The 24,318-nt window shown below is 70.3% G+C and carries 23 protein-coding genes; 8 read left to right on the plus strand and 15 right to left on the minus strand.

Features of this window, described 5'->3' with window-relative positions; genetic code table 11:
- Positions 1 to 19 precede the first annotated feature (19 nt).
- Entirely contained in the window at positions 20 to 1,255 is a 1,236-nt protein-coding gene (locus tag K883_RS07325; RefSeq protein WP_085976860.1) for an acyltransferase family protein, read from the minus strand.
- A gap of 119 nt (positions 1,256 to 1,374) precedes the next feature.
- Here K883_RS07325 and K883_RS07330 point away from each other — a divergent pair, with 119 nt between their 5' ends.
- Positions 1,375 to 2,688, plus strand: coding sequence for a cell envelope lipid trafficking protein PgfA (locus tag K883_RS07330; protein WP_157884951.1), 1,314 nt, complete (start codon positions 1,375 to 1,377; stop codon positions 2,686 to 2,688).
- Between the two features lie 20 nt (positions 2,689 to 2,708).
- Positions 2,709 to 4,427 (plus strand): MmpA family trehalose lipid delivery protein, encoded by a 1,719-nt coding sequence (locus tag K883_RS07335; protein WP_008261839.1) that lies wholly within the window; start codon positions 2,709 to 2,711, stop codon positions 4,425 to 4,427.
- On the opposite strand, the gene K883_RS07340 is transcribed toward K883_RS07335, so the two are convergent.
- From K883_RS07340 to K883_RS07350, 3 genes are read right to left on the minus strand one after another with little or no spacing between them, the layout of a single operon-like run.
- Positions 4,411 to 5,577, minus strand: a complete 1,167-nt coding sequence (locus K883_RS07340; protein ID WP_008261840.1) for a glycosyltransferase family 4 protein — start codon at positions 5,575 to 5,577, stop codon at positions 4,411 to 4,413. The genes K883_RS07335 and K883_RS07340 overlap by 17 nt on opposite strands.
- 46 nt (positions 5,578 to 5,623) lie before the next feature.
- Positions 5,624 to 6,235, minus strand: a complete 612-nt coding sequence (locus tag K883_RS07345; RefSeq protein WP_008261841.1) for a DedA family protein — start codon at positions 6,233 to 6,235, stop codon at positions 5,624 to 5,626.
- 41 nt (positions 6,236 to 6,276) lie between these two features.
- Positions 6,277 to 7,506 carry a TerC family protein gene (locus K883_RS07350; protein ID WP_008261842.1) on the minus strand — a complete coding sequence of 410 codons (1,230 nt, stop codon included), beginning with the start codon at positions 7,504 to 7,506 and terminating at the stop codon, positions 6,277 to 6,279.
- Between the two features lie 117 nt (positions 7,507 to 7,623).
- Here K883_RS07350 and K883_RS07355 point away from each other — a divergent pair, with 117 nt between their 5' ends.
- From K883_RS07355 to K883_RS07365, 4 genes are all read left to right on the plus strand, one after another.
- Positions 7,624 to 8,394, plus strand: a complete 771-nt coding sequence (locus K883_RS07355) for a class I SAM-dependent methyltransferase (RefSeq protein ID WP_008261844.1) — start codon at positions 7,624 to 7,626, stop codon at positions 8,392 to 8,394.
- A gap of 103 nt (positions 8,395 to 8,497) precedes the next feature.
- Complete coding sequence (locus K883_RS07360; protein ID WP_008261845.1) at positions 8,498 to 9,967, plus strand: aldehyde dehydrogenase; 1,470 nt, start codon at positions 8,498 to 8,500, stop codon at positions 9,965 to 9,967.
- Positions 9,968 to 10,244: 277 nt separating this feature from the next.
- Entirely contained in the window at positions 10,245 to 10,376 is a 132-nt protein-coding gene (locus tag K883_RS28170) for a hypothetical protein (RefSeq protein WP_014381414.1), read from the plus strand.
- On the plus strand, positions 10,373 to 11,038 hold the full coding sequence (locus K883_RS07365; protein ID WP_172417544.1) for a TetR/AcrR family transcriptional regulator: 666 nt from the start codon (positions 10,373 to 10,375) through the stop codon (positions 11,036 to 11,038). The genes K883_RS28170 and K883_RS07365 overlap by 4 nt, the downstream gene beginning before the upstream one ends.
- A gap of 5 nt (positions 11,039 to 11,043) precedes the next feature.
- On the opposite strand, the gene K883_RS07370 is transcribed toward K883_RS07365, so the two are convergent.
- The 3 genes from K883_RS07370 to K883_RS07380 all read right to left on the minus strand — a co-directional run bounded on the left by K883_RS07370 (position 11,044) and on the right by K883_RS07380 (position 13,599).
- Positions 11,044 to 11,340: a hypothetical protein gene (locus tag K883_RS07370; RefSeq protein ID WP_008261847.1), complete on the minus strand. Its 297-nt coding sequence runs from the start codon at positions 11,338 to 11,340 to the stop codon at positions 11,044 to 11,046.
- Between the two features lie 20 nt (positions 11,341 to 11,360).
- Positions 11,361 to 12,878, minus strand: a complete 1,518-nt coding sequence (locus tag K883_RS07375) for a class I adenylate-forming enzyme family protein (RefSeq protein ID WP_008261848.1) — start codon at positions 12,876 to 12,878, stop codon at positions 11,361 to 11,363.
- 178 nt (positions 12,879 to 13,056) lie between these two features.
- A complete protein-coding gene (locus K883_RS07380) occupies positions 13,057 to 13,599 on the minus strand; it encodes a methyltransferase family protein (protein WP_008261849.1) in 543 nt (180 codons plus the stop codon).
- 98 nt (positions 13,600 to 13,697) lie between these two features.
- On the opposite strand from K883_RS07380, the gene K883_RS07385 reads away from it, so the two are divergent.
- Complete coding sequence (locus K883_RS07385) at positions 13,698 to 14,288, plus strand: TetR/AcrR family transcriptional regulator (protein ID WP_008261850.1); 591 nt, start codon at positions 13,698 to 13,700, stop codon at positions 14,286 to 14,288.
- On the opposite strand, the gene K883_RS07390 is transcribed toward K883_RS07385, so the two are convergent.
- From K883_RS07390 to K883_RS07410, 5 genes are all read right to left on the minus strand, one after another.
- The gene (locus K883_RS07390; RefSeq protein ID WP_008261853.1) at positions 14,285 to 15,061 is read right to left on the minus strand and encodes a crotonase/enoyl-CoA hydratase family protein; all 777 of its coding nucleotides are present in this window, start codon (positions 15,059 to 15,061) and stop codon (positions 14,285 to 14,287) included. The genes K883_RS07385 and K883_RS07390 overlap by 4 nt on opposite strands.
- Positions 15,062 to 15,187: 126 nt before the next feature.
- Complete coding sequence (locus K883_RS07395) at positions 15,188 to 16,597, minus strand: WS/DGAT/MGAT family O-acyltransferase (protein ID WP_008261856.1); 1,410 nt, start codon at positions 16,595 to 16,597, stop codon at positions 15,188 to 15,190.
- A gap of 44 nt (positions 16,598 to 16,641) precedes the next feature.
- On the minus strand, positions 16,642 to 17,847 hold the full coding sequence (locus tag K883_RS07400) for an alpha/beta hydrolase (protein WP_014385999.1): 1,206 nt from the start codon (positions 17,845 to 17,847) through the stop codon (positions 16,642 to 16,644).
- Positions 17,848 to 18,015: 168 nt separating this feature from the next.
- Positions 18,016 to 18,678: a class I SAM-dependent methyltransferase gene (locus K883_RS07405; RefSeq protein ID WP_008261863.1), complete on the minus strand. Its 663-nt coding sequence runs from the start codon at positions 18,676 to 18,678 to the stop codon at positions 18,016 to 18,018.
- A 226-nt stretch (positions 18,679 to 18,904) separates the two neighbouring features.
- Positions 18,905 to 19,678: an alpha/beta fold hydrolase gene (locus tag K883_RS07410; protein ID WP_071196530.1), complete on the minus strand. Its 774-nt coding sequence runs from the start codon at positions 19,676 to 19,678 to the stop codon at positions 18,905 to 18,907.
- A 129-nt stretch (positions 19,679 to 19,807) separates the two neighbouring features.
- Between K883_RS07410 and K883_RS07415 the strand changes: the two genes are divergently transcribed.
- Entirely contained in the window at positions 19,808 to 20,707 is a 900-nt protein-coding gene (locus tag K883_RS07415; RefSeq protein WP_008261865.1) for an alpha/beta hydrolase, read from the plus strand.
- An 8-nt stretch (positions 20,708 to 20,715) separates the two neighbouring features.
- On the opposite strand, the gene K883_RS07420 is transcribed toward K883_RS07415, so the two are convergent.
- From K883_RS07420 to K883_RS07430, 3 genes are read right to left on the minus strand one after another with little or no spacing between them, the layout of a single operon-like run.
- Positions 20,716 to 22,029, minus strand: a complete 1,314-nt coding sequence (locus tag K883_RS07420) for an amidohydrolase family protein (RefSeq protein ID WP_008261866.1) — start codon at positions 22,027 to 22,029, stop codon at positions 20,716 to 20,718.
- Positions 22,023 to 23,213, minus strand: coding sequence for a CoA transferase (locus tag K883_RS07425; RefSeq protein WP_008261867.1), 1,191 nt, complete (start codon positions 23,211 to 23,213; stop codon positions 22,023 to 22,025). Before K883_RS07425 ends, K883_RS07420 begins: the two co-directional genes overlap by 7 nt.
- A 23-nt stretch (positions 23,214 to 23,236) precedes the next feature.
- On the minus strand, positions 23,237 to 24,253 hold the full coding sequence (locus K883_RS07430) for a MaoC family dehydratase (protein ID WP_014712515.1): 1,017 nt from the start codon (positions 24,251 to 24,253) through the stop codon (positions 23,237 to 23,239).
- Positions 24,254 to 24,318: the final 65 nt, after the last annotated feature.

A 24,318-nucleotide genomic window follows, 5' to 3' on the forward strand; every position in this document is an offset into this window, starting at 1 on the left:
GATGGACGGACCGCAGCGGCTAGGGCGCGATCGCGTCCGCCTCCGCATCGACGGCCTGCGCGGAATCTGCGGGTCGCTCGCGTTTCTCCCAGCGCCGCAAGGCTTCTCGGCAGGGCGACTCCACCAGCGCGTAGCTGACGGCGGCGATCGCGAACCCGAAGACCAAGGTCAGCACCAACACCGTCGGCATGTTGCCGGTGAACGGGAACGTCCCGACGACCGGAAACACCATGGCCAGCGCGGCCAGGTGCCAGATGAACAGGCCGTAGGACCAGCGGCCCAGGGTGACCATCGCGGCGGTCCCCAAGATCCGGTGCGGCGTGTCGGGCCGGTCCAGCACCAGCGGCGCGACCAACGCGAAGGCCACCAGCGCGCCCATGGCGGTCTTCACCGCGAACTGCGCGGGCGTGCCGGGCACCAGACCCTCCGGGCCGGCCACTGGCGACGCCGCGACCAGGTAGGCCGCCGCCGCGACGACGGCCATCACCAGGCGGTGGCGCGCGATGCGGTGCGGGAACCCGACGCCGCTGTGGACCCACTCGGCCAGCAGCATGCCGGCGGCGAACCAGGAGAAGAACGCCGGCGGCCAGTTGAGCGGGTTGACGCCCTCGGCCGCGTGGCCCGGCACCCAGCCCCACGCCCAGCTCAGGGCGCCCAGCGTGGCGATCGCCGGCACCCGCGCGCGCACCGGGAGCCGGCGGGCCAGCAGCGCGAGCACCGGCAGCGCCAGATAGAAGCTGACCTCGACCGACAGGCTCCACATCTGGGTCAGCCCGCCGGTGAGCGTCAGCGGCACGTAAATCTGGGTGAGGGTCAGGTTGGCCAGCCACACCGTCGGGCTGGCGTGGTCAGCGTCGGGCAACAGAGTGAGGATCACGACGACGGCGACCACATAGGCCGGCATGATGCGCACGACCCTGGACCGCAGGTAGTGGCCGGTGCGGGGGCGGGGTCCCAGATCCCTTGCCGCCCCGGCATGCCCGCGCCACAGCAGGAAACCCGACAGCGCGAAGAACACCGCGACGGCGAGGTCGAACCGGCCGAACAGCCGGCCGGCGGCGCCGCTGGAGTGCCCGGTCTGGAAGGCGACGTGGGTGACCACCACGCCCATCGCCGCGCAGGCGCGCATCCCTTCCACCGCCGGCAGGAAGCTGCGCACCCCGCCCACCCGCTGGTCGTCGCCCACCACCACAGTGTGCCCGTGCTGGGTTGCCCGGCGAATGGGTACACCCGAAGGACCCGCCCGCACGAGCATCAGGTTCGTAAGCCGCCGCCTTACTTTCTGCTGTTAGGGTCAAACGAGTTTGCCCCGGGCTGCTCGCTCGGGTCGGGTCGCGGCTGAGAAATGCAAGGACATGAGGAGGGCACAGCGACGTGAACCGAGCAGTCATGTTGCGGTTCGCCGCATGCGGGATCATCGGACTCGGAGCCGCCCTGCTGATCGCCGCGCTGCTGTTGTCGACGTACACCACCAGCAGGATCACCAAGGTCCCCCTGGACCTCGACGCCACGCTGGTCGGCGACGGTACCGGGACGGCGCTGGACTCCGCGTCGTTGTCCACCGACCACGTCGTCGTCAACCAGAACGTGCCGCTGGTCTCCCAGCAGCAGATCAGCGTCGAGTCGCCCGCCAACGCCGACGTGGTCACCCTGCAGGTCGGAAGTTCGTTGCGGCGCACGGACAAGCAGAAGGACAGCGGGCTGCTGCTGGCGATCGTCGACACCGTCACGCTCAACCGCAAGACCGCGCTGGCCGTCTCCGACGACACCCACACCGGCGGCTCGGTCCAGAAGCCGCGCGCCGTGAACGACGAGAACCCGCCCACGGCGATGCCGCTGCGGCACGACGGGCTGTCGTACCGGTTCCCGTTCCACACCGAGAAGAAGACCTATCCCTACTTCGATCCGATCGCCCAGAAGCCGTTCGACGTCAACTACGACGCCGAGGAAGACGTCAACGGGCTGACCACCTACAAGTTCACGCAGAACGTCGGCTACAACGGCGATGGCAAGCTGGTGGCCCCGGTGGCGTACCCGTCGCTGCTGGCCGGCAACGAGGACGCCAAGCAGACCACGTCGGCGTCGATGTGGGGCGTCCAGGGCGGCGATCCGAACGAACAGATCACCATGACCCGTTACTACGCGGCGCAGCGCACGTTCTGGGTGGACCCGGTGTCGGGCACCATCGTCAAGCAGACCGAGCACGCCGACCACTACTTCGCCCGGGACCCGCTCAAGCCGGAGCTCACGCTGGCCGACTACAAGGTCACCTCGAACGAGGACACGGTCGAATCCCAGGTCAACGCGGCCCGCGACGAGCGCGACCGGCTGGCGCTGTGGTCGCGGGTGCTGCCGATCACGTTCACCGCGGTGGGGCTGATCGCGTTGGTGGGCGGGGGGCTGCTCGCCTCGTTCAGCCTGCGCAGCGAGAGCGCGTTGACCGACCCTGGCCTGGATCGCGGCGATCAGGACTTCTTCGGCCGCAGCGGCCTCGAGGAGCCGGTGCCCGGGGCCGAGGCCGAGACGGAGAAGCTGCCCACCCAGCGTCCCGATCTGCGCCAGGAGTCCGGCGGGGATCCGCCCGGCTCGGCCGGCTCGCCTGGGGCCCCCGGACCGTCCGGCCCCGACGAGCCCACCGAGGCCGGGCCCACCGAGTCGAATCCGCCCGGCCCGCACGACCGCGAATAGCCGGCCCGGATGCGGTAACCGTGCGCTGGACCCGACCCGGGTACGCACTGGTCCTGGCGCTGCTGGTGGTCGGGCCGCTGCTGGCCCCGGGGTACCTGCTGCTGCGTGACGCCGTCTCGACGCCGCGGTCATACCTGTCCGACACCGCCCTGGGGTTGACCTCGGCGCCGCGCGCCACCCCCCAGGATTTCGCGGTGGCGCTCGCCTCGCATGTGGTCGACGGCGGCATCGTGGTCAAAGCGCTGCTCGTGGTGGGGTTGTGGCTGGCGGGCTGGGGCGCGGCCCGGCTCGTCGAGGTGGCCCTGCCGCCTGCGGGCGCGCCCGGGCAGTTCGTCGCGATCACGCTGGCGATCTGGAATCCCTATGTCGCCGAACGACTTCTGCAGGGCCATTGGAGCCTGCTGGTCGGCTACGGCTGCCTGCCCTGGGTGGCGACGGCCATGCTGACGTTGCGCGCGGGATCCGGCTCGCTGTTCGGGCTGGCCTTCTGGATCGCGCTGGCCGGTCTGACCCCGACCGGGCTGCTGTTGGCCGCGACGGTGGCGCTGGTCTGCGTGGCCGCCCCGGGTGACGGCACGGCCGGGCCCTGGCCGCGCCGGTGGTGCGCCGCGGCGGCGCTGGGCGTCGCGCTGGTGGCCGCGCTGCCGTGGTTGGTCGCGTCGGCGCTGGGCGCTTCGCTGACCGCCCACACCGCGGCGAACCGGCTGGGGGTCGAGGCGTTCGCGCCGCGCGCCGAGCCCGGCCTGGGCACGCTCGCCAGCCTGGCCAGCCTCGGCGGAATCTGGAACGGCGACGCCGTACCCGCTTCGCGCGCCACGCTTTTCGCGGTGTCCTCGGCCGTGGTGCTGCTCGGGATCGTGGCGGCGGGCCTGCCGGCGGTCGCCCGCCGGTCGGTGGCGGTTCCGCTGCTGGTGCTGGCCGCGGTGTCGGTGCTGGTTCCCGCGGCGCTGGCCACCGGGCCGGGCCTGCACCTGCTGGGCGCGGTGGTCGACGCCGTGCCGGGATTCGGCGTGCTGCGCGACGGGCAGAAGTGGGTGGCGCTCGCCGTGCCCGGCTACACGGTGGCGGGCGCCGGCGCGGTGGTGACGTTGCGACGGCGGACGCCGCCGCCTGCGGACGTTGCGGCGGCGCTCGTCTGCTGCCTGGCGCTGCTCCTGGCGCTGCCCGACCTGGCCTGGGGGGTGTGGGGCAAGGTGTCGCCGGTTCACTACCCGCACGGCTGGACCGCCGTCGCCGCGGCGATCAACGCACGGCCGGCCGCGGTGGCGGTATTGCCGGCCGGGACGATGCGGCTCTTCTTCTGGTCGGGCGCCGCGCCGGTGCTGGACCCGCTGCCGCGCTGGGTGCGCGCCGAGGTGCTGAGCAGCGGCGACCTGGTGATCTCGGGGTCCACCATCGCAGGCGAGGGCGCGCACGCCCGCGAAGTGCAGCGGCTGCTTCTGGCCGGGCCCGATCCGTCGGCGCTGGCGGCGGCGGGCGTGGGATGGCTGGTGGTGGAATCGGACAGCGCCGGCGACATGGGGGCGGCCGCCCGCACCCTGGGCGCGCTGGCGCCGGTCTACCGGGACGACGCGATCGCGCTCTACCGGGTCGGCGGGCAAAGCGCCGGGGTGTCGGCCGATCGCCGGGCGGCGACGGTGATCGCCCATGCGGCGTGGCTGGCGTTGTTGGTCGCGGGCGGCGCCGGCGCGGGAATCGGCGCGTGGCGGCGCCGCGCCTCGGTCAGCCCCGCCCGGTGACTAGTCCGTGCACCGTGCGGCCGCAGTGCACCGCGTCCAGCACGCCGCGCATCGCGTCGGCGCTTTGCGCCCAGGAGAACTCGCCGCTGCGGGTGTGCGCCTTGGCGCCGAGTTGGTCGCGCAGCACCGGATCGGCGAGCAGTTCCTCGAGACGGTCCACCAGCTCGGCGTGGGTGTCCACCAAGATCCCGGTCACCTCGTCGACGATAGAGTCCGACAGGCCGCCCGAGGACCGGTAGCCGATGGTCGGCACCGAGTGCTGGGCCGCCTCGATGACCGCCAGCCCCCAGCCCTCCTTGCGCGAGGGCAGCACGTGCACCCAAGCCGCTTGCAGCACATGGTGTTTCGTCACGTCGTCGACGTGACCGTGGAACGTCACCGCGGCGCAGATGCCGAGCCGTCGCGCGTGCTCGACGAGCCGCTCGCGCCACCAGCCGTCCCCGACGATGTCGAGATGCAGGCCCGGCGTCCGCGGCAGCAGCGCCGCGACCGCTTCGAGCGCGTCCTCGATCTGCTTGTGGGGCACCAGCCGCGACAACACGACCACGCGCGGCGCGGCCGCGCGCGGGCCCGACAACGATTGCGCCGGCGCCAGATCCAGGCCGTTGCGCACCACCGCGATCTGCGCGCCATTGACGCCCAGGGTGACCAGGTCCCGCGCGGACGGCAGCGACACCGTCACGTACTGGTTGCGCCGGTTCACCCGGGGCGACAGCGTCGACTCGACGAACCAGCCGAGCCGGCCGAGCACCGGGCCGGCCACCGGCCACTGCTGGCGGTGGCAGTGATGCACCAGCACCACCACGCGGCGGCCGTAGACCAGCCGCGCCAGAAAGGGCAACCCGTTCTGGGTGTCGACGACCACGTCGGGCCGCACCTTGCGCAGCGGGCCCACCCCGAGCCGGGCCGCCGCCATCGCCAGCAACGCCCAGACGTACACCGAGTACCGGCCACCGGCGCGGTCGATCCGCACGCCGTCGACGACTTCGCGGCGCGCCGCGCCGGGATAGCGGGCGGTGCGCAGCGTGACGTCGATCCCCGAGGCGGCCAGCTGCGCACCGATGCGCTGCAGATAGGCTTCGCTGCCGCCGCCCTGCGGGTGCCCGGTATCGCGCCAGCACAGCAGCAGGACCGAGCGCAGAGCAGACATCACCGGTCAGCCTAATGGGAATCGGTCGGCGCGCCATGCGGGACCGCTAGCGCCGCACCCGCCCTTCCTGCCGGGCGCGACGGCGCACCCACCGGATCAGTTCGATGATCCCGGCCAGCGCCAGCGCCGTCCCGAACGCCACCGCGAACGCCGCGACCGTGTTATCGGCGAACGCGTTGCCGCCGATGTAGCCGATCAGGGTGTTGAGCGTCGCCCACACCACGGCGCCGATCGCGTCGAACACCACGAACTGGCGATAGGGGAAGTCCAGCACGCCGCAGGCGATGGTGGTGGCCGTGCGGCCCCCGGGCAGGAACCGGGCCACGATCACCAGCGGGCCCCCGTGCCGCTCCAGTTCCCGGTGGGCCCAGTCCAGGCTGCGCTGTCCCTTCTCGCCGCGGGTGATCCAGCGGCGGGCGAAGTCGTCGGCCGAGTGGCCGATCGCGTACGCGAGGTTGTCGCCGACGAACGCGCCGATGGCCGCCATGACGATCACCCAGCCCAGCAGCATCGAACCGTTGGCCGCGAGGATGCCGCCGGTCAGCAGCGCCGTCTCGCTCGGCAACAGGGGGAGGATGGCGTCGAAAGTGCACGAGGCCAGGATCAGCGGATACGCCCACCACGAGTTGCCGAGCGCATCAAGCAGGGAATCGAACACTAGAGCGCAACACTACACAGCGCGCGCCGGCGGCCGGCTTCTCAGGAGGTCAGGCCCATCCTGACGAACGGCTCGGCCTCGCCGCGGCCGACGGCTTCGTCGTGCTTGGCGGCCGCGCGGTCGAACAGGTCGATCAGCGCCGGCTCGTCGCGGACCAGCTGGCGGTACTTGGGACCGAGCGCGAGGATCTGGTCGCGCTCGTCCAGCAGCTTGCGGAAGATGCGCTCGCGTTCGCCCGCGTCGTGGGTGTATTCGGAGTCGAGATAGGCCGTCGCGTGCCGCCGGGCGCCGGCGATGGCCGTCCGGGCCTTGCCCATGGGGCTCAGCAACGAGGCGACGACGGTGACGACCAGAACGCCGACGATCACGGCCAGCGACAGGTAGGTGCTGATCTCGACCAGCGAGACCGGCTCGCCGTCGTTGATGAAGGGGACGTTGTTCTCGTGCAGCGCATGCAGGATCAGCTTGACGCCGATGAAGCCCAGAATCGCCCCGAGGCCGTACGAGAGGTAGACCAGCCGGTCCAGCAGGCCCTCGATGAGGAAGTACAGCTGGCGCAGGCCCAGCAGCGAGAAGGCCGTCGCGGTGAACACGATGTAGACGTTCTGGGTGAGGCCGAAGATCGCCGGGATCGAGTCGAGCGCGAAGAAGATGTCCGTTCCACCGATGGCCACCATGACCAGCAGCATCGGCGTCATCGCGCGCCGGCCATCCACCATCGTGAACAACCTGTCGTCGTCATAGTGCTCGGTGGTGTGCAGGACCTTCTTCGCGATCCGGATGACGACGTTGTCGGCCTTGTGGGATTCCTCGCGCTCGTCGGGCCGCAGCACGCCGCCGGCGGCGAGCAGCAGGATCAGCCCGAACAGGTAGAAGACCCATGCGAACGTGTTGATCAGCGTGGCGCCCAGAAAGATGAAGCCGGTCCGCGCGATCAGCGAGAAGACGATCCCGAACAGCAGCACCTTCTGCTGATCCTCGCGCGGCACCCGGAAGCTGGCCATGATCATCAAGAAGACGAACAGGTTGTCGACCGAGAGCGCCTTCTCGGTGACGTACCCGGCGAAGTATTCCGGGCCCTCCTCGTGGCCTCCGAACGCGAGCAGGCCGACGCCGAACAGCAGCGCGATGCCGACGTAGGCCATCGACCACAGCGCGGCCTCCCGCAGCGTCGGGGCGTGCGCCTTGCGGACATGGAAGAAGAAGTCGAAGGCCAACAGCCCGACGATGGCCAAGACGGTCAGGGCCCACACCCAATCGGGAACATCCATTTCGCTGCCTGAGCCACCTTCGTCGGAGCCGTCGTCTGGGTCTTCGTCGCTTCCGTACCCTCTTTGCCGCCACACTATGTGCGCGCCCGGTTGCGCGCCCGGCCGTAGGGTTGGCCGGTGGCCGTGACCGACCTCTTCGCTCGCCGGGCGACGCTGGCCCGCTCGGTGCGGTTGCTGTCGGAGTTTCGCTACGAGCAGACCGATCCCGCCCGCTTCTACGGCGCGCTGGCCGCCGACACCGTGGCGATGGTGAGCGACCTGTGGCGCGCCGCCCACGCGGACTCCCCCGCCGGCCGCACGCTGCTCGACGTCGGCGGCGGGCCGGGCTTCTTCGCGACGGCCTTCGCCCGCGCCGGACTCGACTACGTCGGCGTCGAGCCCGACCCGGGCGAGATGCACGCGGCCGGACCCGCCGACGCGGCGGCCGGGGGAACCTTCGTGCGCGCGTCGGGCATGGCGCTGCCGTTCGCCGACGATTCGGTGGACATCTGCCTGTCGTCCAACGTCGCCGAACACGTGCCGCGGCCCTGGCAACTCGGCGCCGAGATGCTGCGAGTGACCCGGCCCGGCGGGCTGGCCGTGCTGTCCTACACGGTCTGGCTGGGCCCGTTCGGCGGACACGAGATGGGCCTGACCCACTACCTGGGGGGCGAGCGCGCCGCGGCGCGCTACGCGCGCAAGCACGGCCATCCCGCCAAAAACAACTACGGGTCGTCGTTGTTCGAGGTGTCGGCGGCCGACGGCCTGACGTGGGCCGCGAACACCGGCGCCGCGCTGGCCGCATTTCCCCGCTACCACCCGCGATGGGCGTGGTGGCTGACGGGCGTGCCGGTGCTGCGCGAGTTCCTGGTGAGCAATCTGGTGCTGGTCCTGCAACCCCAAGAGTGAAACGTGTTCTCGTTTTGCCCTGGCTTGGGTAGGGTGGCGCGCATGCCCGCCGACGACGATGACAGGGCAGTGCGATCTGAACAAGCAGGAGGAGTGGCGGAAGATGACAGACGCTAAGACCGAATACGACAAGCTTTTCATCGGCGGCAAGTGGACGGAACCGTCGACCTCCGAGGTGATCGAGGTGACCTGTCCGGCCACCGGTGACTACGTCGGCAAGGTGCCGCTGGCCGCCGCGGCCGACGTCGACGCCGCCGTCGCCGCGGCCCGCGCGGCCTTCGACAACGGCCCGTGGCCGACCACGCCGCCGAAGGAGCGCGCCGCCGTCATCGCCAACGCGCTCAAGGTGATGGAGGAGCGCAAGGACCTGTTCACCCAGCTGCTCGCGGCCGAGACCGGCCAGCCGCCGACGACCGTCGAAACGATGCACTGGATGAGCTCGATCGGGGCGCTGAACTTCTTCGCCGGCCCGGCCGTCGACCAGGTCAAGTGGAAAGAGGTCCGCACCGGCGGCTACGGGCAGAGCATCGTCCACCGCGAGCCGATCGGTGTGGTGGGCGCGATCGTGGCCTGGAACGTGCCGCTGTTTTTGGCGGTCAACAAGCTGGGCCCGGCGCTGCTGGCCGGCTGCACGGTGGTGCTCAAGCCGGCGGCCGAAACACCGCTGAGCGCAAACGCTTTGGCGGAGGCCTTCGCCGAGGCGGGGCTGCCCGATGGCGTGCTGTCGGTGGTGCCCGGCGGGATCGAGACCGGGCAGGCGCTGACCTCCAACCCGGACGTCGACATCTTCTCCTTCACCGGCAGCTCGGCGGTGGGCAAGGAGATCGGCCGTCGCGCCGCCGACATGCTCAAGCCGTGCACCCTGGAGCTGGGCGGGAAGTCGGCGGCCATCGTCCTCGACGACGTCGACCTGCCTTCGGCGATCCCGATGCTGGTGTTCTCCGGGATCATGAACACCGGGCAGGCCTGCGTGGCCCAGACCCGCATCCTGGCTCCGCGCTCGCGGTACGACGAAATCGTGGACGCGGTAAGCACTTTCGTGCAGGCGCTGCCGGTGGGCCTGCCGTCGGACCCGGCCGCCCAGATCGGTTCGCTGATCTCGGAGAAGCAGCGGGCCCGGGTGGAGGGCTACATCGCCAAGGGCATCGAGGAGGGTGCGCGGCTGGTGTGCGGCGGCGGCCGTCCCGAGGGCCTCGACGGCGGCTTCTTCGTGCAGCCGACGGTGTTCGCCGACGTCGACAACAAGATGACGATCGCCCAGGAGGAGATCTTCGGGCCGGTGCTCTCGATCATCCCCTACGACACCGAGGAGGATGCGATCAAGATCGCCAACGACTCGGTGTACGGGCTGGCCGGCAGCGTGTGGACCGCCGACGTGCAGCGGGGCATCGAGGTCTCGGAGAAGATCCGCACCGGGACGTACGCGATCAACTGGTACGCGTTCGACCCGTGCTGCCCGTTCGGCGGCTACAAGAACTCCGGCATCGGCCGCGAGAACGGACCCGAGGGCGTCGAGCACTTCACCCAGCAGAAGAGCGTGCTGATGCCGATGGGCCACACGATCGAAAGCTAAATCCCGCGTCGAACGTGCACGCAGGGCGAGATATCTGCCGATTTTTCGCCGTGGGTGCGCGTTCGGCGTTTGGGGGGCCGTCCCTGGCCGCGTTCTAGCGGTTATGCAATAGAGCATATTTTCGGCCGGTTCACGCGGCCGCAAGTGCGGACCGCCGCGCCGACGCGCCCTGTTTGTGCGGCGTACGTCACATTTCGCCTGAGAAATTGCTTAATTTACGGATGTCTTATATGGTTCTTAGCATAATCAAGGGCCGCACACAGGCCGGGAGAACACCATGTGGATCATTGAGCTCAACGTCGCCGGCTATCAATTCACCCGCGAGATGCCAGAGTTGCGGCGCCGGACATTCCGCTTCAGCCCGCGTCATATGCACTGGCCGGCGCTGCGCCACTCGCACGCTGCATGACGCCAGCCTCGGGAGGTACGACAGTGCCGACTATCGGTGACGCCCCGACGAAGCGCGGGGACACCCGGACAAAAATGCTGGCCAGCGCCGCCGAGGTGATGCGTGAGCGCGGCGCCGCGGGCGTGACGATCGACGCGGTGCTCGCCCGCAGTGGCGCCCCGCGTGGCTCGGTCTACTACCACTTTCCCGACGGGCGCAATCAGATCCTGACCGAAGCGCTGCGCTACTCCGGCGACTCCATCACCGCCCTGATCGACGACGCCGCCGGGCGCGGCGCCCGGGAGTTGTTGGCCGAGTTCGTCGGGTACTGGGAGCGGCTGCTCACCGAGGGCGGCTTCACCGCCGGCTGCCCGGTGGTGGCGGCGGCGATCGGGTGTTCCGACGGTGACGGGCCCAAGCTCTCCACCGAGGCCGGCGCGATCCTGGGCCGCTGGTGCACCGCGCTCACCCGCGCGTTCGTCAATGACGGCTTCGACGACGCTGACGCCGCGTCGCTGGCCGTGATGTCGATCTCCGCGCTGGAGGGCGCCATCGTCCTGTCGCGGTCGACCCGCAACGCAGGCCCACTACACCAAGTGGGTGAGCAGCTCGAATTCCTGATCAAGGCAAAGGAATTCGTTCTCCGGAACAAGATCCCGGGCAAGCCTGCCGGCTCGCAGTGACGTCGTCAGTCGCTCGCGGGTAGCGGCTTGACCTCTTTGAGGTGCAGCGCGGTCTGCCCGATGCTCAGGCTTCCGGCGCCGGGCTTGGTCACCAGCACCTCGGCGCCGGATTCGTCCACGTAGCGCTTGCCCATGACCGTGCCGTCGGAGAACGCCGGGTCCAGTTCGCCCGAGCGCTCGGCGCCCACCGGCACCATCGGCGCACCGCCACACCGCAGGTCGTCGAGGCTGTCCGCGCTTCTGACGACGATCACCTGGGTGTCGCATACCTGGCTGGCGAGACGAGTTCCGTTCTTGATCATTGATTTCCGTCCTTGATCGCTTACTGCTGGGCCGGCGCGGAGCGCAATTCCGTGAGGGTCTGGATGATCTCCCGCCGCAACACCTTGCCGGTGGCGGTGGTGGGCAGCTCGTCGCGAAACACTACCTCGTCGGGGGTGCGTGATCCGCGCAAACTCTTGCGGACGAATTCGCGCAGTTCCGCGGGGTCGGGGTCGACGCCCGGCGCCGGCACCACCACCGCGACGATCGCCTGGCCCCACTGCGGATCCTCGACCCCGACCACGGCGACGTCCCGCACGTGGGGGTGCTCGACCAGGACCTCTTCGAGTTCGGCGGGCGCGATGTTCTCGCCGCCGCGGATGATCGTGTCGTCGCTGCGCCCACCGATGAACAGGTAGCCCTCGTCGTCGAGCATGGCGATGTCCTTGGTCGGGAACCAGCCGTTCTCGTCGAGCACCGAACCGATCCCGGTATAGCGGCCCGAGACCTGCTCGCCCCGCACGAACAGCTCACCGGTCTCGCCCGGCGGCAGCACGTTGCCGGCCTCGTCGCGGATCTGCAGCTCGATGCCCGCCACCGCCTGCCCGACCGACCCCAGCCGCCGCGCGCCCTCCGGAGTCGACGCCGCCAGCGCCGCGCGATGGTCGTCGGGTGTCAGCACCGCGATCGTCGAGCTGGTCTCGGTCAGGCCGTAGGCGTTGACGAAGCCCACGTCGGGCAGCAGCTCGAGGGCCCGGCGAACCAGCGGCAAACCGACCTTGGAGCCGCCGTAGGCGAGGTTGCGCAGCGACGGCAACTCGATGGCCGGCCCGTCCCCGTTCTCCAGCACCGTGACGATGCGGTCGAGCATGGTCGGCACCACCGTCGCGGTGGTCACGTTCTCCGTGTTGATCAGCCGAACCCATTCCTGCGCATCGAAATTGGGCAGGTACACCATCTTGCGGCCGGCATACAGATTCGACAGCGCGGCGCTGACCCCGGCGATGTGGTACGGCGGCACGCAGATCAGCGCGGCATCGGTGTCGGCGGCCGCCCCGAATTCCACCGTCCCGGTGACGTAACTGGTCAGGTTGTTGTGCGAGAGCTCGACGGCCTTGGGCTGCGAGGTGGTGCCCGACGTGAACAGCACGATCGCGACGGCGTCCGGATCGGGGAATTCCGCCGCGGGCTCGGCACCGCCGGCGGCGTCGAGGAAGTCGTCGGACACCATCACCCGGTCCGACACGCCGCCGATCATCTCCCGGTAGCGACCGTCGACCACCACCAACGGCTCGGGCAGCCGCTCGATCAGCGCCTGGATGCCCTCGGCGGAGAGCCGGTAATTGATCGGCGTGAACGCCACCCCGGCGCGCGCCGCGGCGAAGATCAACACCGGCAGCATCGCGCCGCCGGTGCCCACGTACACCAGGTGCTTGGCTCCCGAGGCCGCGACCACCCCCGCGCCGCCGTCGGCAAGATCGCTGAGCTGCTGCGTGGTCAGCCGCAAATCGCCGGACACCACCGCGGTGCGCTCGGCGTCGCCGGACACGGCCATCTCGAGCAGCAACGAAATGCTCATCCTCGATCCTTCTGGATTCCCGGCCCTTTACAAATCTCGTCTGCAGTGTAACTCAGCCGGATTGTCCCTCGATGCCGAGCTTGCCGCGCGACGGGCGCCCTGGTCACGGCGGGTCCCTCGACGGCAACGGTGGGACGGGAACCCCGAGTTGCGATCGGTGCCGGCGCTTGCCACCGCCTCAGGAGCGGGCGGGCGGATCCCAGGCCGAGACCCGCGGGATCCAGCGCGGCACGTTGCTTCGATAGTCGACGTATTCACGGCCGTAGCGCTCGGCGAGATGGGGTTCCTCCCAGAACCGGATGGCGATGGCCTGGAACGTGAAAAAGATTGCGAACCAAAGCAATAGCGGGCCCGATGCAATGATGGCCGCCTCGCCGAGCAGGATGCACAGCACGCCGGTGATCATCGGGTTCCGCACGTGCCGATACGGGCCCCGCACCACCAGATGGACCGGCTCCCCCATCACGTTGCCCAGCCCGAGCGTCCCCTCGCCCACCCGGTCGAACAGCACATTCGTCCAGATCATCAGGGCCAGGCCGGCGGCGATCAGCACGCAGCCGACCGTGATCAGCGCGATCGTCGGCGCGGCATCCAGGCGCGGCTCGTGCACGCCGGCCGTGCCGACGATCAGGGCCGGCACCACGAGCGTCATCGTCGCCGGGAACAACAGGACCGACATCAGGTGGCGCCACCACAGGCGTCGCCGCGTCCTCGTCACCATTGAAGGCCTCCTTCAGCTAATACTTCAACCTTCGTTCAACAACTAAGGTACGCCGCGCGACGGCATTCGCCAACGCTTGTTGAAGTATTCTGGTGCGCATGCCAGCAGCGCGGCGCGCCGGCCGGTGGCGCACCGGCCAAGTGAACAGACAGCGCATCATCGATGCGGCGCGCGAACGCTTCATGCGCGACGGGTACGAACGGGCCACCGTCCGCGCAATCGCGGCCGACGCCGGTGTGGACGTCGCGATGGTCTACTACTTTTTCGGCAACAAGGAAGGTCTGTTCACCGCGTCCACGCTGACCGGTCCCGAGCACCCGTTGCACCAGCTGGCCACGCTGCTCGACGAGGGGACCGAACGGGTCGGCGAACGGCTGGCGCGCCGCTTCCTCGAGCACTGGGAACAAGGCGCCGTGTTCGAGCCCTTCCTGACGCTGTGGCGTTCGGCGGCGATCCACCCCGAGGCGCGAAAGGTGTTGCACGACAGCCTCGCCGGCCCGATCGCCGAGCGGGTCGCGACGGAATTCGGGGTTGCCGATGCCGAGCTACGGGTCGAGCTGGTGGCCAGCCACCTGGCCGGGCTCGCCTTCGCGCGCTACCAGCTGAAGATCGAGCCGCTCGCGTCGACCAGCATCGAGGACCTGGTCGGCCGGCTGGGGCCGACGCTGCAGCGCTACCTGACCGATTAAGTGCCCGTCCACTTGGGCGGGCGCTTCTCGGCGAAGGCGATCGCGCCCTCCTTGGCGTCGTTGGAGGAGAACACCGGGGCGAGCAGCTTGTTCTGCTCGGCGAACATGGTCTCGGGGCTCCAGCCGCGGGACTCGACGATGATCTGCTTGGTGGCGGCCACCGCCAGCGGCCCGTTCGCGGCGATCTTCTCGGCCAGCTCGATCGCCGCGTCCAGCGCCGATCCGGGCTCGGCGAGGACGTTGACCATTCCCAGCGCGTGCGCGCGCTCGGCGCTCAGGTTTTCACCGGTCAGTGCCAGCTCCATGGCGATCGCGGACGGGATGCGTTGCGGCAGCCGCAGCAGCCCGCCGCCCCCGGCGACCAGGCCGCGCTTGACCTCCGGGATGCCGAACGCCGAGTCCTTGGAGGCCACGATCAGGTCGGTCGCCAACGCCAGCTCGGTGCCGCCGGCCAGCGCGTAGCCCTCGACCGCCGCGATCAGCGGCTTGACCGGCGGACGTTCGGTGAAGCCCATGCCGCGGCCCTCGACGATCGGGAGCTCGCCGCGGGCGAAGGCCTTGAGGTCCATGCCCGCGCAGAACGAGCCGCCCGCGCCGGTGAGGATGCCGACCGACAGGCCGGGTTCGTCGTCGAGCCGGTCGACGGCGGCGGCCAGGCCGTTGGCCACCGCGGAGTTGACCGCGTTCTTGGCCTTCGGCCGGTTGATCGTGATGATGAGGATCCGGTCCCGCTGTTCGACCAGGACTTCGGGTTCGTTGGCCTCTTCGCTCACGGTGCTCCCTTGTTCGTCACGCTACTGACTTGTCGGACCGATGGTAACGGTCGACGGGAATGGCGTTAACGGCCCGGCGAGATTCGGGTTACCGCCCGCGCGCGGTCAGCGACCGTGCCGACCCGGTCAGGCCGGCGCCATCGCGGCTTCGATTGTGGTGAGCTTCTCCGAAATCCCTGCGGCCCTGCGTATTTCGATGAAATCGTTGACCATGGCGTCGGTGACCTCGTGCGGGTCCTCGCACGTGGCCCCGTCGGCGAGCACCGAGATGTTGAGCTGATCGACATAGCTCCACACGGTGATGTTGAGCCCACTGCCGGCGGTCAACGGGCCCACCGAATAGATCTCGGTGACCAGCGCACCGCCCACGCGGCCGCGCTCGCGCGGCCCGGGGACGTTGGAGATGTTCAGGTTGAGGATCTTGTTGTGGCCATCGCGGCCGGACGCCCACCGGAAGAAGGCCTGTGTGGGGCCCGGCGGCATGTAGGCCGCCCACCGGCTGACCAACTCCGGTCCCATCAGCTGGTTGCTTTCCTTGGCGGCGATCGCGTTCTCGTGGCTGCACCGCACCCGCTCCAGCGGATCGTCGGAATCGGTCGGCAGGCCGACCAGCACGCCGGTGAAACGATTGCCGGAGATCCGCTCGGGCGAGAAGTCGAAACTCATTGGCACCGAAGCCAACAACGGCTCGGCCTTGCCGTCGTAGCGCAACAGCAGGGTGCGCAACGCGCCCGTCGACATGGCCAGCACCATGTCGTTGATCGTCGCCCCGAGCCGCTTGCCGGTCTCCTTGACGTCGGCCAGGGCCAGTGTGGCGGTGGCGAACCGGCGTTCCGGGGTGAGCTTGTGGTTAATGAACGTCGGCGGCGGCTCGAACGGCCGCGTCAGTTCCGGGGAGAACTTGCGTGTGCTGCGGCGCACCCGGCCCAAACCCTGCGCGGTGTAGCGGATCGTGTGCGGCAGCCGCCCAACGTGGCGGACGTGGTCGGCGAGCGCCGAGGCGACGAGCTGCCGCGTGGTCGGGGGCGGGTCGCACATGTACGGTCCGCCGTCCGGGCACGGCTGCAGGTCCATGCCGCGGGCCAACAAATTCGCGGATGCGACGCCGTCGGCGAGCGCGTGGTGAATTTTGCCGACGACCGCAATCCTGTTGTTGGCCAACCCTTCCACGAAGTACATCTCCCAGAGCGGGCGGCCGCGGTCGAGCGGGGTGCTGGCGATTTGCCCGATGGCTTCGTCCAGCTCGCGGCGGCCCCCGGGCGGCGACACTCGCCAGGGACGGATGTGATAGTCGAGGTCGACCTCGCAGTTTTCCCGCCACATCGGGTGGTGGAAGTTGAGGGGGACCTCGATGAGCTGGTAGCAGAACGGATCGAGCTTGTTCAGCCGGCCGGCGATGACTTGCCGGAACGCGTCGACGTCCAGGGAACGCCGATCAACGTCCAGTTCGATGACGGCGGCTTTGATGGTGTGCATGTGCACGTTCGGCGTTTCGCTGTACAGCAGCACCGAGTCCCAGCCGCTAAGCCTCTTCACCGCTGCCCCTTACCCATAGAGGGACCATACTCAGCGGCGCCGGCTCAGATAACCTCTTTTGCCCCGATCCGTGTCTTGGTGCGATAAACCTGGTTGAGGAACAGGGAGGCGACGTGTGCCGCCGCGCCGGCGCGCTCGCCGTCGATGAGGTCGTATCCGTGGCCCGCGCCCGGCAACTCCAGGTAGCCCACCGTCGAATGCGACACCGTCCGCAGCCGCTCGACGAAGCTGCGCGCCTGCTCCACCGGGATGACGCTGTCCTTGCTGCCGTGAATCACGAGGAAGGGCGGCGCATTACGGTGCACTCGGGCGATCGGCGAGGCGGCCCGGAATACTTCGGGATGACGGGCGATCGACTTTCTCACCACGACCCGTTCCAGGAATTCGACGAACCGGGCGCGCTCCGGCGTGGAGCGGTCCTCCCAGTCGTACCGGCCATAGATTCCGACGACCGCGTCCACCGACGTGTCCGCACCCTCGGGCAGCTTCGCCCGGTACTCCGGGTCGTCGGGGGTCAGCCCGGCCAGCGCGCACAGGTGGCCGCCGGCCGAACACCCCGCTATCGCAACGAAATTGCGGTCGCCGCCGAACTTGTCGACGTTGGCGTGCGCCCACGCGATGGCGGTTTTGACGTCGACGATGTGGCGCGGCCAGCGGTGGTGTGGCGCGACGCGGTAGTCGACCGCCAGGCACACCCACCCCTGCTCGGCCAGCCGCGACATCAGCGCGGACCCCTGACCCATGCACCTGCCGTGCACCCAGGCGCCGCCCGGCAGGAAGATCAGGACCGGCGCGGGTTGCGCGGGCAGGTCTTTGCGGCGCCAGACGTCGAGCACCTGTGCGGGGTGGTCCCCGTAGTGGACGCCCCGGCGATAAAGGTGGCGCCGCTGGCGCAGGCCGTCCCAGATCGGCGGTGTCCGTTCGGCCGCCGGCCAATCCATCTCGAGGTCCGCCGCCGACACGACCCCCCGCAACGCCGCGAGGGAGACCTGCCGCGTGCTCTCACGGTCCCGGCGCCGCGCGTCGTTGATCCCCGGCGTGAACCAGTCCTTTTTCGCCGCGGAGATCGCCTCGGGTGCGTGCCGCGCGCCCCACACGCCCATGGCGGTGATGCCGGCCAGCGGCTCGAGGTGTTTGCCGACAACCGGCAGCGACGCCCCGGCCACGCTCAGCGCCAGCGCATAGTCGGCGGGACCGGCCCGCAGCAACCACTTCATCCACGGTGTGAAACCCGGTCGGTTCGCCGTCATGTCGGGAACTGTACCCCCGGGCAGGTCGCCGAAACCGGTGTTTACGTAGAACCGGCTATGGTTGCGCTCACGCTTTGCCCAGGGGTGTCGCTGACGGGGTTATTCACCCTGTTTGGAACGCATTTGGCGGTTCGCTACGTGCGCCTGATTTAGCTGCGCGCGACACGCTCAGACCGCCGCCAGGCTGGCGATCACCCGGTCGCCGATCAGGCGGACGCCGGTCAGCGTCAGCCCCACCTGCGCGGCCAGCGCGGCGGCGCTGTCCACCCCGACGGTGGCCCAGCGAAACCAGGGCCCGACCTCGCACGACGACTCGAGGCGGACCCAGCGCGACCGGATGCCGATGGTCTCGGCTTCGAATTCGGCGATGCAACGGCCGCCGCGGGCCAACAACTCGAAGGCGCGCGCGAGAATCCGCAGCGGGTCTCCACCGAGCCCGACGTTGCCGTCGACCAGTAACACCGTCTGCCACAAGCCCGTTCCGGGCAGCTCCTCGAACACGTCACCCAACAGGGCCGGCGCACCGCCCCGGCCCGCCAGCTGGATCGCGGTCGCGGATCGGTCGATACCGAGTGCGGGGATGCCCCGCTGGATCAGTCTCGCCACCAACCGCCCCGGACCGCAGCCCAGCTCGATGGTCGGCCCGGTGCACATCTGGGTGACGGCCTCGTCGAAAACCTCGTCGACGGCGTCACCGGATCCGCCTGAGCCGTCGGGGGGACATCGCACCCCCAACCAGCGGTGCGCCGGCAGCGGCCGCAGTTCGCCGTCGTCATGGCGGATCCAACATCGCTCCCCGCCGAGTGCCCGATCGTATAGCTGCCCCAGCATGTCTCGCCCCTCGCGTCGCGGCCGATCGGGCGGCCTGCGACGCGCGGCCCCAGGCGGGACGTAGCGAACACGAGCCGACAAACCCCACAAGCTGACGGCAAGCACGTTCGCCAGCATTGCACCGATACCCCGATCGCGGTTCGGTTAATCCACTGCCTTGTGGGCCCTGCACGGGCCCGTTAGGGCTACGTGGCAACGCGTGTTTCGGTTCGATAGCGGCGCCGCGTCACCCGAACAGAAACGACTCCAGCAGCGCGTTCACCCGGGCGGGGTCCTCGAGCGCCGCGAGGTGCGCGACCCCGTCCAGGACGGTGAAGGACGCGGTAGGGATCGACTCGGCCATGGCCCGGGTTTCGGCCACCGGGAAGGTGGCGTCTTCCGCGCCGGCGACCACCAGCACCGGCGCCGTGACGCGCGCCAGCAGGGCGTGCTGATCGGGCCGGGCCGAGACCACGCTGCGCACCGCCCAGCGCACCGAATCGGCGTTCACCGCAGCCACGTTCGTCCGCACGGCCTCGACCACGTCCGGGCGGGTGCGCAGCGTGGTCGGGCCCAGGAAGGCGCGGATGCCCGACCGGGTCAGCGGCGGCCGGATGCCGCCGAGCAGTCTCGCCAGCCACAGCATGGCGGCGTACTGAATCTTTTGTGCGACACCGGCTTTGGAGGCGGTGCAATTCATCAGCACGGCGCGGTCGAGCCGTTCGGGGTGCAGCGCGGCGAAGGTGCCGCCGATCATCCCGCCCCAGGAGTTGCCCACGAAGTGGGCGCGGTCGATGCCGAGCCCGTCCAGCAGGTCGACGACGCAGCGCGCGCAGTCGGCGAAGCTGAAGGGCCCGCTCAGCGGCGCGCTGCTGCCGTGGCCGGGCGGGTCGACGAGCACCAGGCGATGGCTGTCGCCGAACCGGGCGGCCTGCCCGGCCCACAGGTCGCCCGTCATCAGCAGGCTCGGCCACATGAGGACCGCGGGACCGGTTCCGCCACTCACCTGGACCCGAAGCATCCCGAGCGTCGTGTCGACCAATCGCGTGGCGAGGTGGGGGACGTTTGCGGGCACGCGGCCTCCTCGTGTCATGAACGGCAGAACACCGATAGCGGTCCCTTCATTTTCCCCGTCGGTGATACTGGATCGGTGACGAACGACGCTGTTCATCCTGACCTGCAAAAACTCGCCCGCTTCGCTCCCCGGCGGCTCGTCGGCCCACGCACCCTGCCCATCATGCGGGCGGCGATGGACTGGCGGGCGCGGCTGGGCAAGCCCGTCCGCGACGTCGAGGTGATCACCCTCGAGTCCGGGGCCGGCGTCCGGCTGTTCCGGCCCGCCGGTGTCAGCGAGCCGACGCCCGCGCTGCTGTGGATTCACGGCGGCGGATACGTGATCGGCACCGCCCAGCAGGACGACCGGTTGTGCAGCGGGTTCAGCAGGCGGCTGGGCATCACCGTGGCGTCGGTGGAATACCGCCTGGCGCCCGAACATCCGTACCCCGCACCGCTGGAAGACTGCTACGCGGCGCTGACCTGGCTCGCCGGGCTGCCGTCGGTGGACCGGTACCGGGTGGCCATCGGGGGTGCCAGCGCCGGCGGTGGCCTCGCCGCGGCCCTGGCCCTGCTGGCCCGCGACCGCGCCGAGGTGAGCCCCTCGTTTCAGCTGCTGACCTATCCCATGCTCGACGACCGCAGTTCGGCGACCGAGCCCAGCGCGAACTACCGGCTCTGGGACAACCGCAGCAACCGATTCGGTTGGGCCGCATACCTGGGCGGCGCGGACCCGCAGGTCGCGGTGCCCGCCCGGCGCGACGACCTGAGCGGGCTGCCCCCGGCATGGATCGGTGTGGGCACCCATGACCTGTTCCACGACGAAGACTTGGCCTACGCCGAACGGCTGAAAGCCGCCGGGGTGCCGTGCCAGGTCGAAATCGTTCCCGGCGCCTTCCACGGGTTCGACCTGATCGCGCCGAAACTTCAAGTGTCACAACAGTTCTTCGGCAGCCAATGCGACATCCTGCGCGCCGCGCTCGCCCCGGCGTCCTGACCGCCGGGTCACATCGCGAAGTACACCAGCTCGCCGCCGATGACGGTGGCGGCCACCATGCCGGCGTCCAGCTCGGCCAGCGCCGTCGCCGGTGGCTCGCTGAGCACGCACAGGTCGCCCGGCTGCCCGGTGCGCACCGCGCGCACCCGGTCCGGTCGATCCGCGCACCCCAGAAACATCGTCAAAGCCGTTGACGGCGAGACACATTCGTCGGCGCCCAGAACGGCACCGCTCGGTGTGGTGCGGTGCACCGCGGCGCGCATCGCCGTCCACGGGTCGCCGTGGCCGAACGGCATGTCGGTGGACAGCGCGACCGGCACCCCCGCGTCGCGCAGCGCCGCGACGCGCCACAGCTGATCGTGCTCGGCGGCGGGAACCTCGGCGAGGTACTGATCGCCGCGCTCGGCGACGAAGTTGGGCTGGGTGACCACGGTGACCCCGAGCTCGGCGAGGTCGGCCACGTTGTCGTCGGGCACCACCGCGGCGTGTTCGATGCGGTCCTGCGGGTGGCCGCCGGCCGCGCGCAGGGCGGCGATGGTCACCACCAGCTGGGCCGCGGTCACGCAGTGCACGGCGACCGGTTGGCCCGTGTTGTGCTGCCCGGCAATCCATTCCGTGAGACCGTCGAGGTCGAGGCGGTCGTCGTGCAGGATTTTCTTGCCCGGGGACAGGAAGCTGACCCGTGGCCGGAACTCGCCGCGGCCGTGCGCCGCCGCCAGCGAGGCCCTGTCGTCGGCGTCGAGGTCGGGGGTGGCGTCGGTGACCCCGGTGACGCCGGTCGCCGTGATGCGGCGGCTGAGTTCGGCGAGGTCGGTTTCGCGTCGGTCCAGGGCCTGCGACCAGCCGTCGTCGGCGCTGCGCAGTCGCCCGTCGGGGTGTTCGGCCAGGCCGATCCGGCCCAGCGCCTCGGAGTTGAGGATCCACAGCGCGCCGCTGCGGTGCTGGATGCGCACGGGCACGCTGCGGACCATCGCGTCCAGAGCGGTCCGGTCGAGTTCCCCGGCGACCGAATCGTGGTAGCCGACGGCGCGAATCCACCCGTCGGGCCCGGGCGTGGCGTTCGCCAGCAACTGGGTGAGCTCGGCTTCGGTGCTGACCCCGGGCGGTCCGACGAAAAACGAATCGAGCGCCGAGGCCGCCGAGCGCAGGTGCACGTGGTGGTCGTGCAGCCCGGGCAGCACGGTTCCGCCGCCCGCGTACAGCACGCCCTCGCCGGCCCGCGGCGTCAGGCCCTCGCCCGAGGGCGCCATCTCCTCGATCTGCGCGCCAACGCGGATGTCGGTCACGGTCCCATCCAGCAGGGTCGCCTGACGAATCAGCATGACAGGCAACGTCTTTGGCCGACGAGGTGGCGCACCGCCGCGTTGTCGGCGCCCAGCCCGGACGCGGGAGGCGCCGCCGGCGGCATTAGCGGCGGTGACACCGGCGCGGGCGACTCCGAGGGCCCCGTGGGCAGCGCCGCGTAGGTCGCGGCGACGGCCGCCATGGAGAGGCGGATCAATTCGCCGCCGCCGCGCGCCAGGGATTCGGCCACCGCCAGCGCCGCCTGCAGGCCGGTCAGCGGGTCGGCGATGGCGTCGCCGCAGAACACCGGCCCCTCGGCGCTGGTCCCGACCAGGCCGCCACCGACGGCGGCGTCGTCCCCGAATCCCGGCCGGCGCCCGTCATAGGCGGTGATCTGCAACCAGATTCGGCCCGGTCGTGGCGCGACGTCGTCGGGCCCGAGGCCCCGGCGCGCCAGCCCGGCCGGGCGGGAGCCCTCGATGACGACGTCGCTGACCGTGAGGAGCTCGCGTAATTCGTCGGTCTGGCTGTCGAAATCGATGCCATAGCAGAGCTTTTTGTGGTTCATCCAGTCGAAGAAGGTTCGGTCCCCGGCGCGGGTGCCGTCCGGGCGGCGAGGGCTTTCGACCTTGACGACCGTCGCCCCGGCGTGGGCCAGCAGCCGACCGCACAGCGGTCCCGCCCACATCGAGGACAGATCGGCCACCAGCAGCCCCCGCGGCGCGCGCGGTGGCGCCGGCGGTCCGATGCGGCGTGTGTGCGACGGCGCGGCCGTCGCCTCACCCAGGCCCGCCGCCGGGATGTCGAGCAGCGCCGCCCGCTCGACGATGTCGGGGACCGCACGGGTGGCGGCCCACCGTCGCAGCTGCGGCCACGGGTCGACCGCGGCGTCGTCGACCTGCAGGAGCGCCGGGACGGCGGCGAGGTCGTCGGCGCGGGAGAGGGTGAGCGCGCACCAGCCGTCCCGCGCCGCGAGCAGGCGGGTGGCGCCGCCGGGCGACACCCGGCCGGCGCGGGTCAGGCCCCGTAGGGCGGCCCGGCCGGTCAGCAGCCCGGCCGCGTCGACGTCGATGCCCCAGCGGCCGCCGATCGCCGCGGCCACCTCGTGCGCGCGGGACAGCACGCGGGCGCGGGAGAAGTCGGCGGGTCCGTCGGGCGGGCCGGTCAGGTAGGCCAGCCCGCTGCTTCCCCAGGCGGTTGCGGCCGAGCTCACGCCCCCCATTGTGCTCGTGGCGCGCATCGTCGTTAGAACTGCAGCGCGCGAAACCGCCAGTCCAGCACCGGCCGGTCCGGCCCGCCGTCGGCGTCACCGGCGGCATACACCAGCGACCGCAACCCGAGCACTCCCCCATGCTCGGTCGGCTCGGCGGATTCGATGTGCAGCTCGCTGTAGAGGGTGTCGCCCTCGTGTACGGGACCTGTGTGATCGCACGACTCCCAGCCCAGCACCGTCACCAGATTGGGCAGCAGCCTGCCGGCCTGCGCGAGCGCCAGCCCGATGGTGTGTCCGCCGTACACCAGCCGGCGCCCGCCGACCCGCGAATCATGATGGGTCGCAGCGTTATTCAGGGTGAGCCGGGCGAGCTCGGGGGCATTGGTGACGACGTCGGCGGTGCTGTGCAGCACCGATCCCGCCAGAGCGGGATCGAAGTGCGGCCCGGGCACCTTGGTGCGGAAAACCTCACCGTCCCATTGCGCGGTGGGATCGTGGGCCGGGCCGGGCACGTCGGCGCCGATGGTGGACAGATCGTCGTGCGGTGCGTTGTCGGCATCGAAATCCGGTCCGGCGGGCAGCATCCCGCAACGGTAGAAGTCGAGTACCAACTGGTCGGCCTGGTCGATCGTGATCATCCGCAGCGCCACCAAGCCCGTCGGGGCCCGGCCCGGCTTGGGTGAATTGGCCCGCAGCCCAACCACTTCGGTGCGGGTGTAGAGGGAATCGCCGATGACGGGGAACCGGTGAAACACCAGGCCGCGATAGAACAGGTTGGCCTTGACCCGCTGGGTCACCAGCGTCGACTGGCCGATCGCCACGTCACACACCAACCCCGGGTGGGCCAGCGGGGCGGGCAGCCCCGTCACCGCCCCACACAGATCGGCGTCGAGCGCCAGGCGCAGCCGGTCGCCCACGATCGCCTGGTGCGCGCCCGCCAGGCCGGACGACAGCGTCATCGACGGCGCCCAGTCGAACACCTGCCCCACCGAGAGGTCGTCGAAGTACGGCCCACCCTCGCGAATCCGCGCATACCCGTCACTAGTCACAACGCCACATGCTGGCAGGCTGTGGAATCGAGGGTCAATCCGGATCAGGCCCCAACGTCGACCTG

This window comes from Mycobacterium sp. TKK-01-0059 (assembly GCF_000709305.1).
GTDB lineage: Bacteria > Actinomycetota > Actinomycetes > Mycobacteriales > Mycobacteriaceae > Mycobacterium > Mycobacterium intracellulare.

Coding starts and splice junctions, on each gene's coding strand:
- K883_RS07325 (WP_085976860.1), bottom strand. CDS start 1,255: ATGCTCGTGCGGGCGGGTCCTTCGGGTGTACCCATTCGCCGGGCAACC.
- K883_RS07340 (WP_008261840.1), bottom strand. CDS start 5,577: ATGTCTGCTCTGCGCTCGGTCCTGCTGCTGTGCTGGCGCGATACCGGG.
- K883_RS07350 (WP_008261842.1), bottom strand. CDS start 7,506: ATGGATGTTCCCGATTGGGTGTGGGCCCTGACCGTCTTGGCCATCGTC.
- K883_RS07360 (WP_008261845.1), top strand. CDS start 8,498: ATGACAGACGCTAAGACCGAATACGACAAGCTTTTCATCGGCGGCAAG.
- K883_RS28170 (WP_014381414.1), top strand. CDS start 10,245: ATGTGGATCATTGAGCTCAACGTCGCCGGCTATCAATTCACCCGCGAG.
- K883_RS07365 (WP_172417544.1), top strand. CDS start 10,373: ATGACGCCAGCCTCGGGAGGTACGACAGTGCCGACTATCGGTGACGCC.
- K883_RS07370 (WP_008261847.1), bottom strand. CDS start 11,340: ATGATCAAGAACGGAACTCGTCTCGCCAGCCAGGTATGCGACACCCAG.
- K883_RS07375 (WP_008261848.1), bottom strand. CDS start 12,878: ATGAGCATTTCGTTGCTGCTCGAGATGGCCGTGTCCGGCGACGCCGAG.
- K883_RS07380 (WP_008261849.1), bottom strand. CDS start 13,599: ATGGTGACGAGGACGCGGCGACGCCTGTGGTGGCGCCACCTGATGTCG.
- K883_RS07385 (WP_008261850.1), top strand. CDS start 13,698: ATGCCAGCAGCGCGGCGCGCCGGCCGGTGGCGCACCGGCCAAGTGAAC.
- K883_RS07400 (WP_014385999.1), bottom strand. CDS start 17,847: ATGACGGCGAACCGACCGGGTTTCACACCGTGGATGAAGTGGTTGCTG.
- K883_RS07405 (WP_008261863.1), bottom strand. CDS start 18,678: ATGCTGGGGCAGCTATACGATCGGGCACTCGGCGGGGAGCGATGTTGG.
- K883_RS07410 (WP_071196530.1), bottom strand. CDS start 19,678: ATGCTTCGGGTCCAGGTGAGTGGCGGAACCGGTCCCGCGGTCCTCATG.
- K883_RS07420 (WP_008261866.1), bottom strand. CDS start 22,029: ATGCTGATTCGTCAGGCGACCCTGCTGGATGGGACCGTGACCGACATC.
- K883_RS07425 (WP_008261867.1), bottom strand. CDS start 23,213: ATGGGGGGCGTGAGCTCGGCCGCAACCGCCTGGGGAAGCAGCGGGCTG.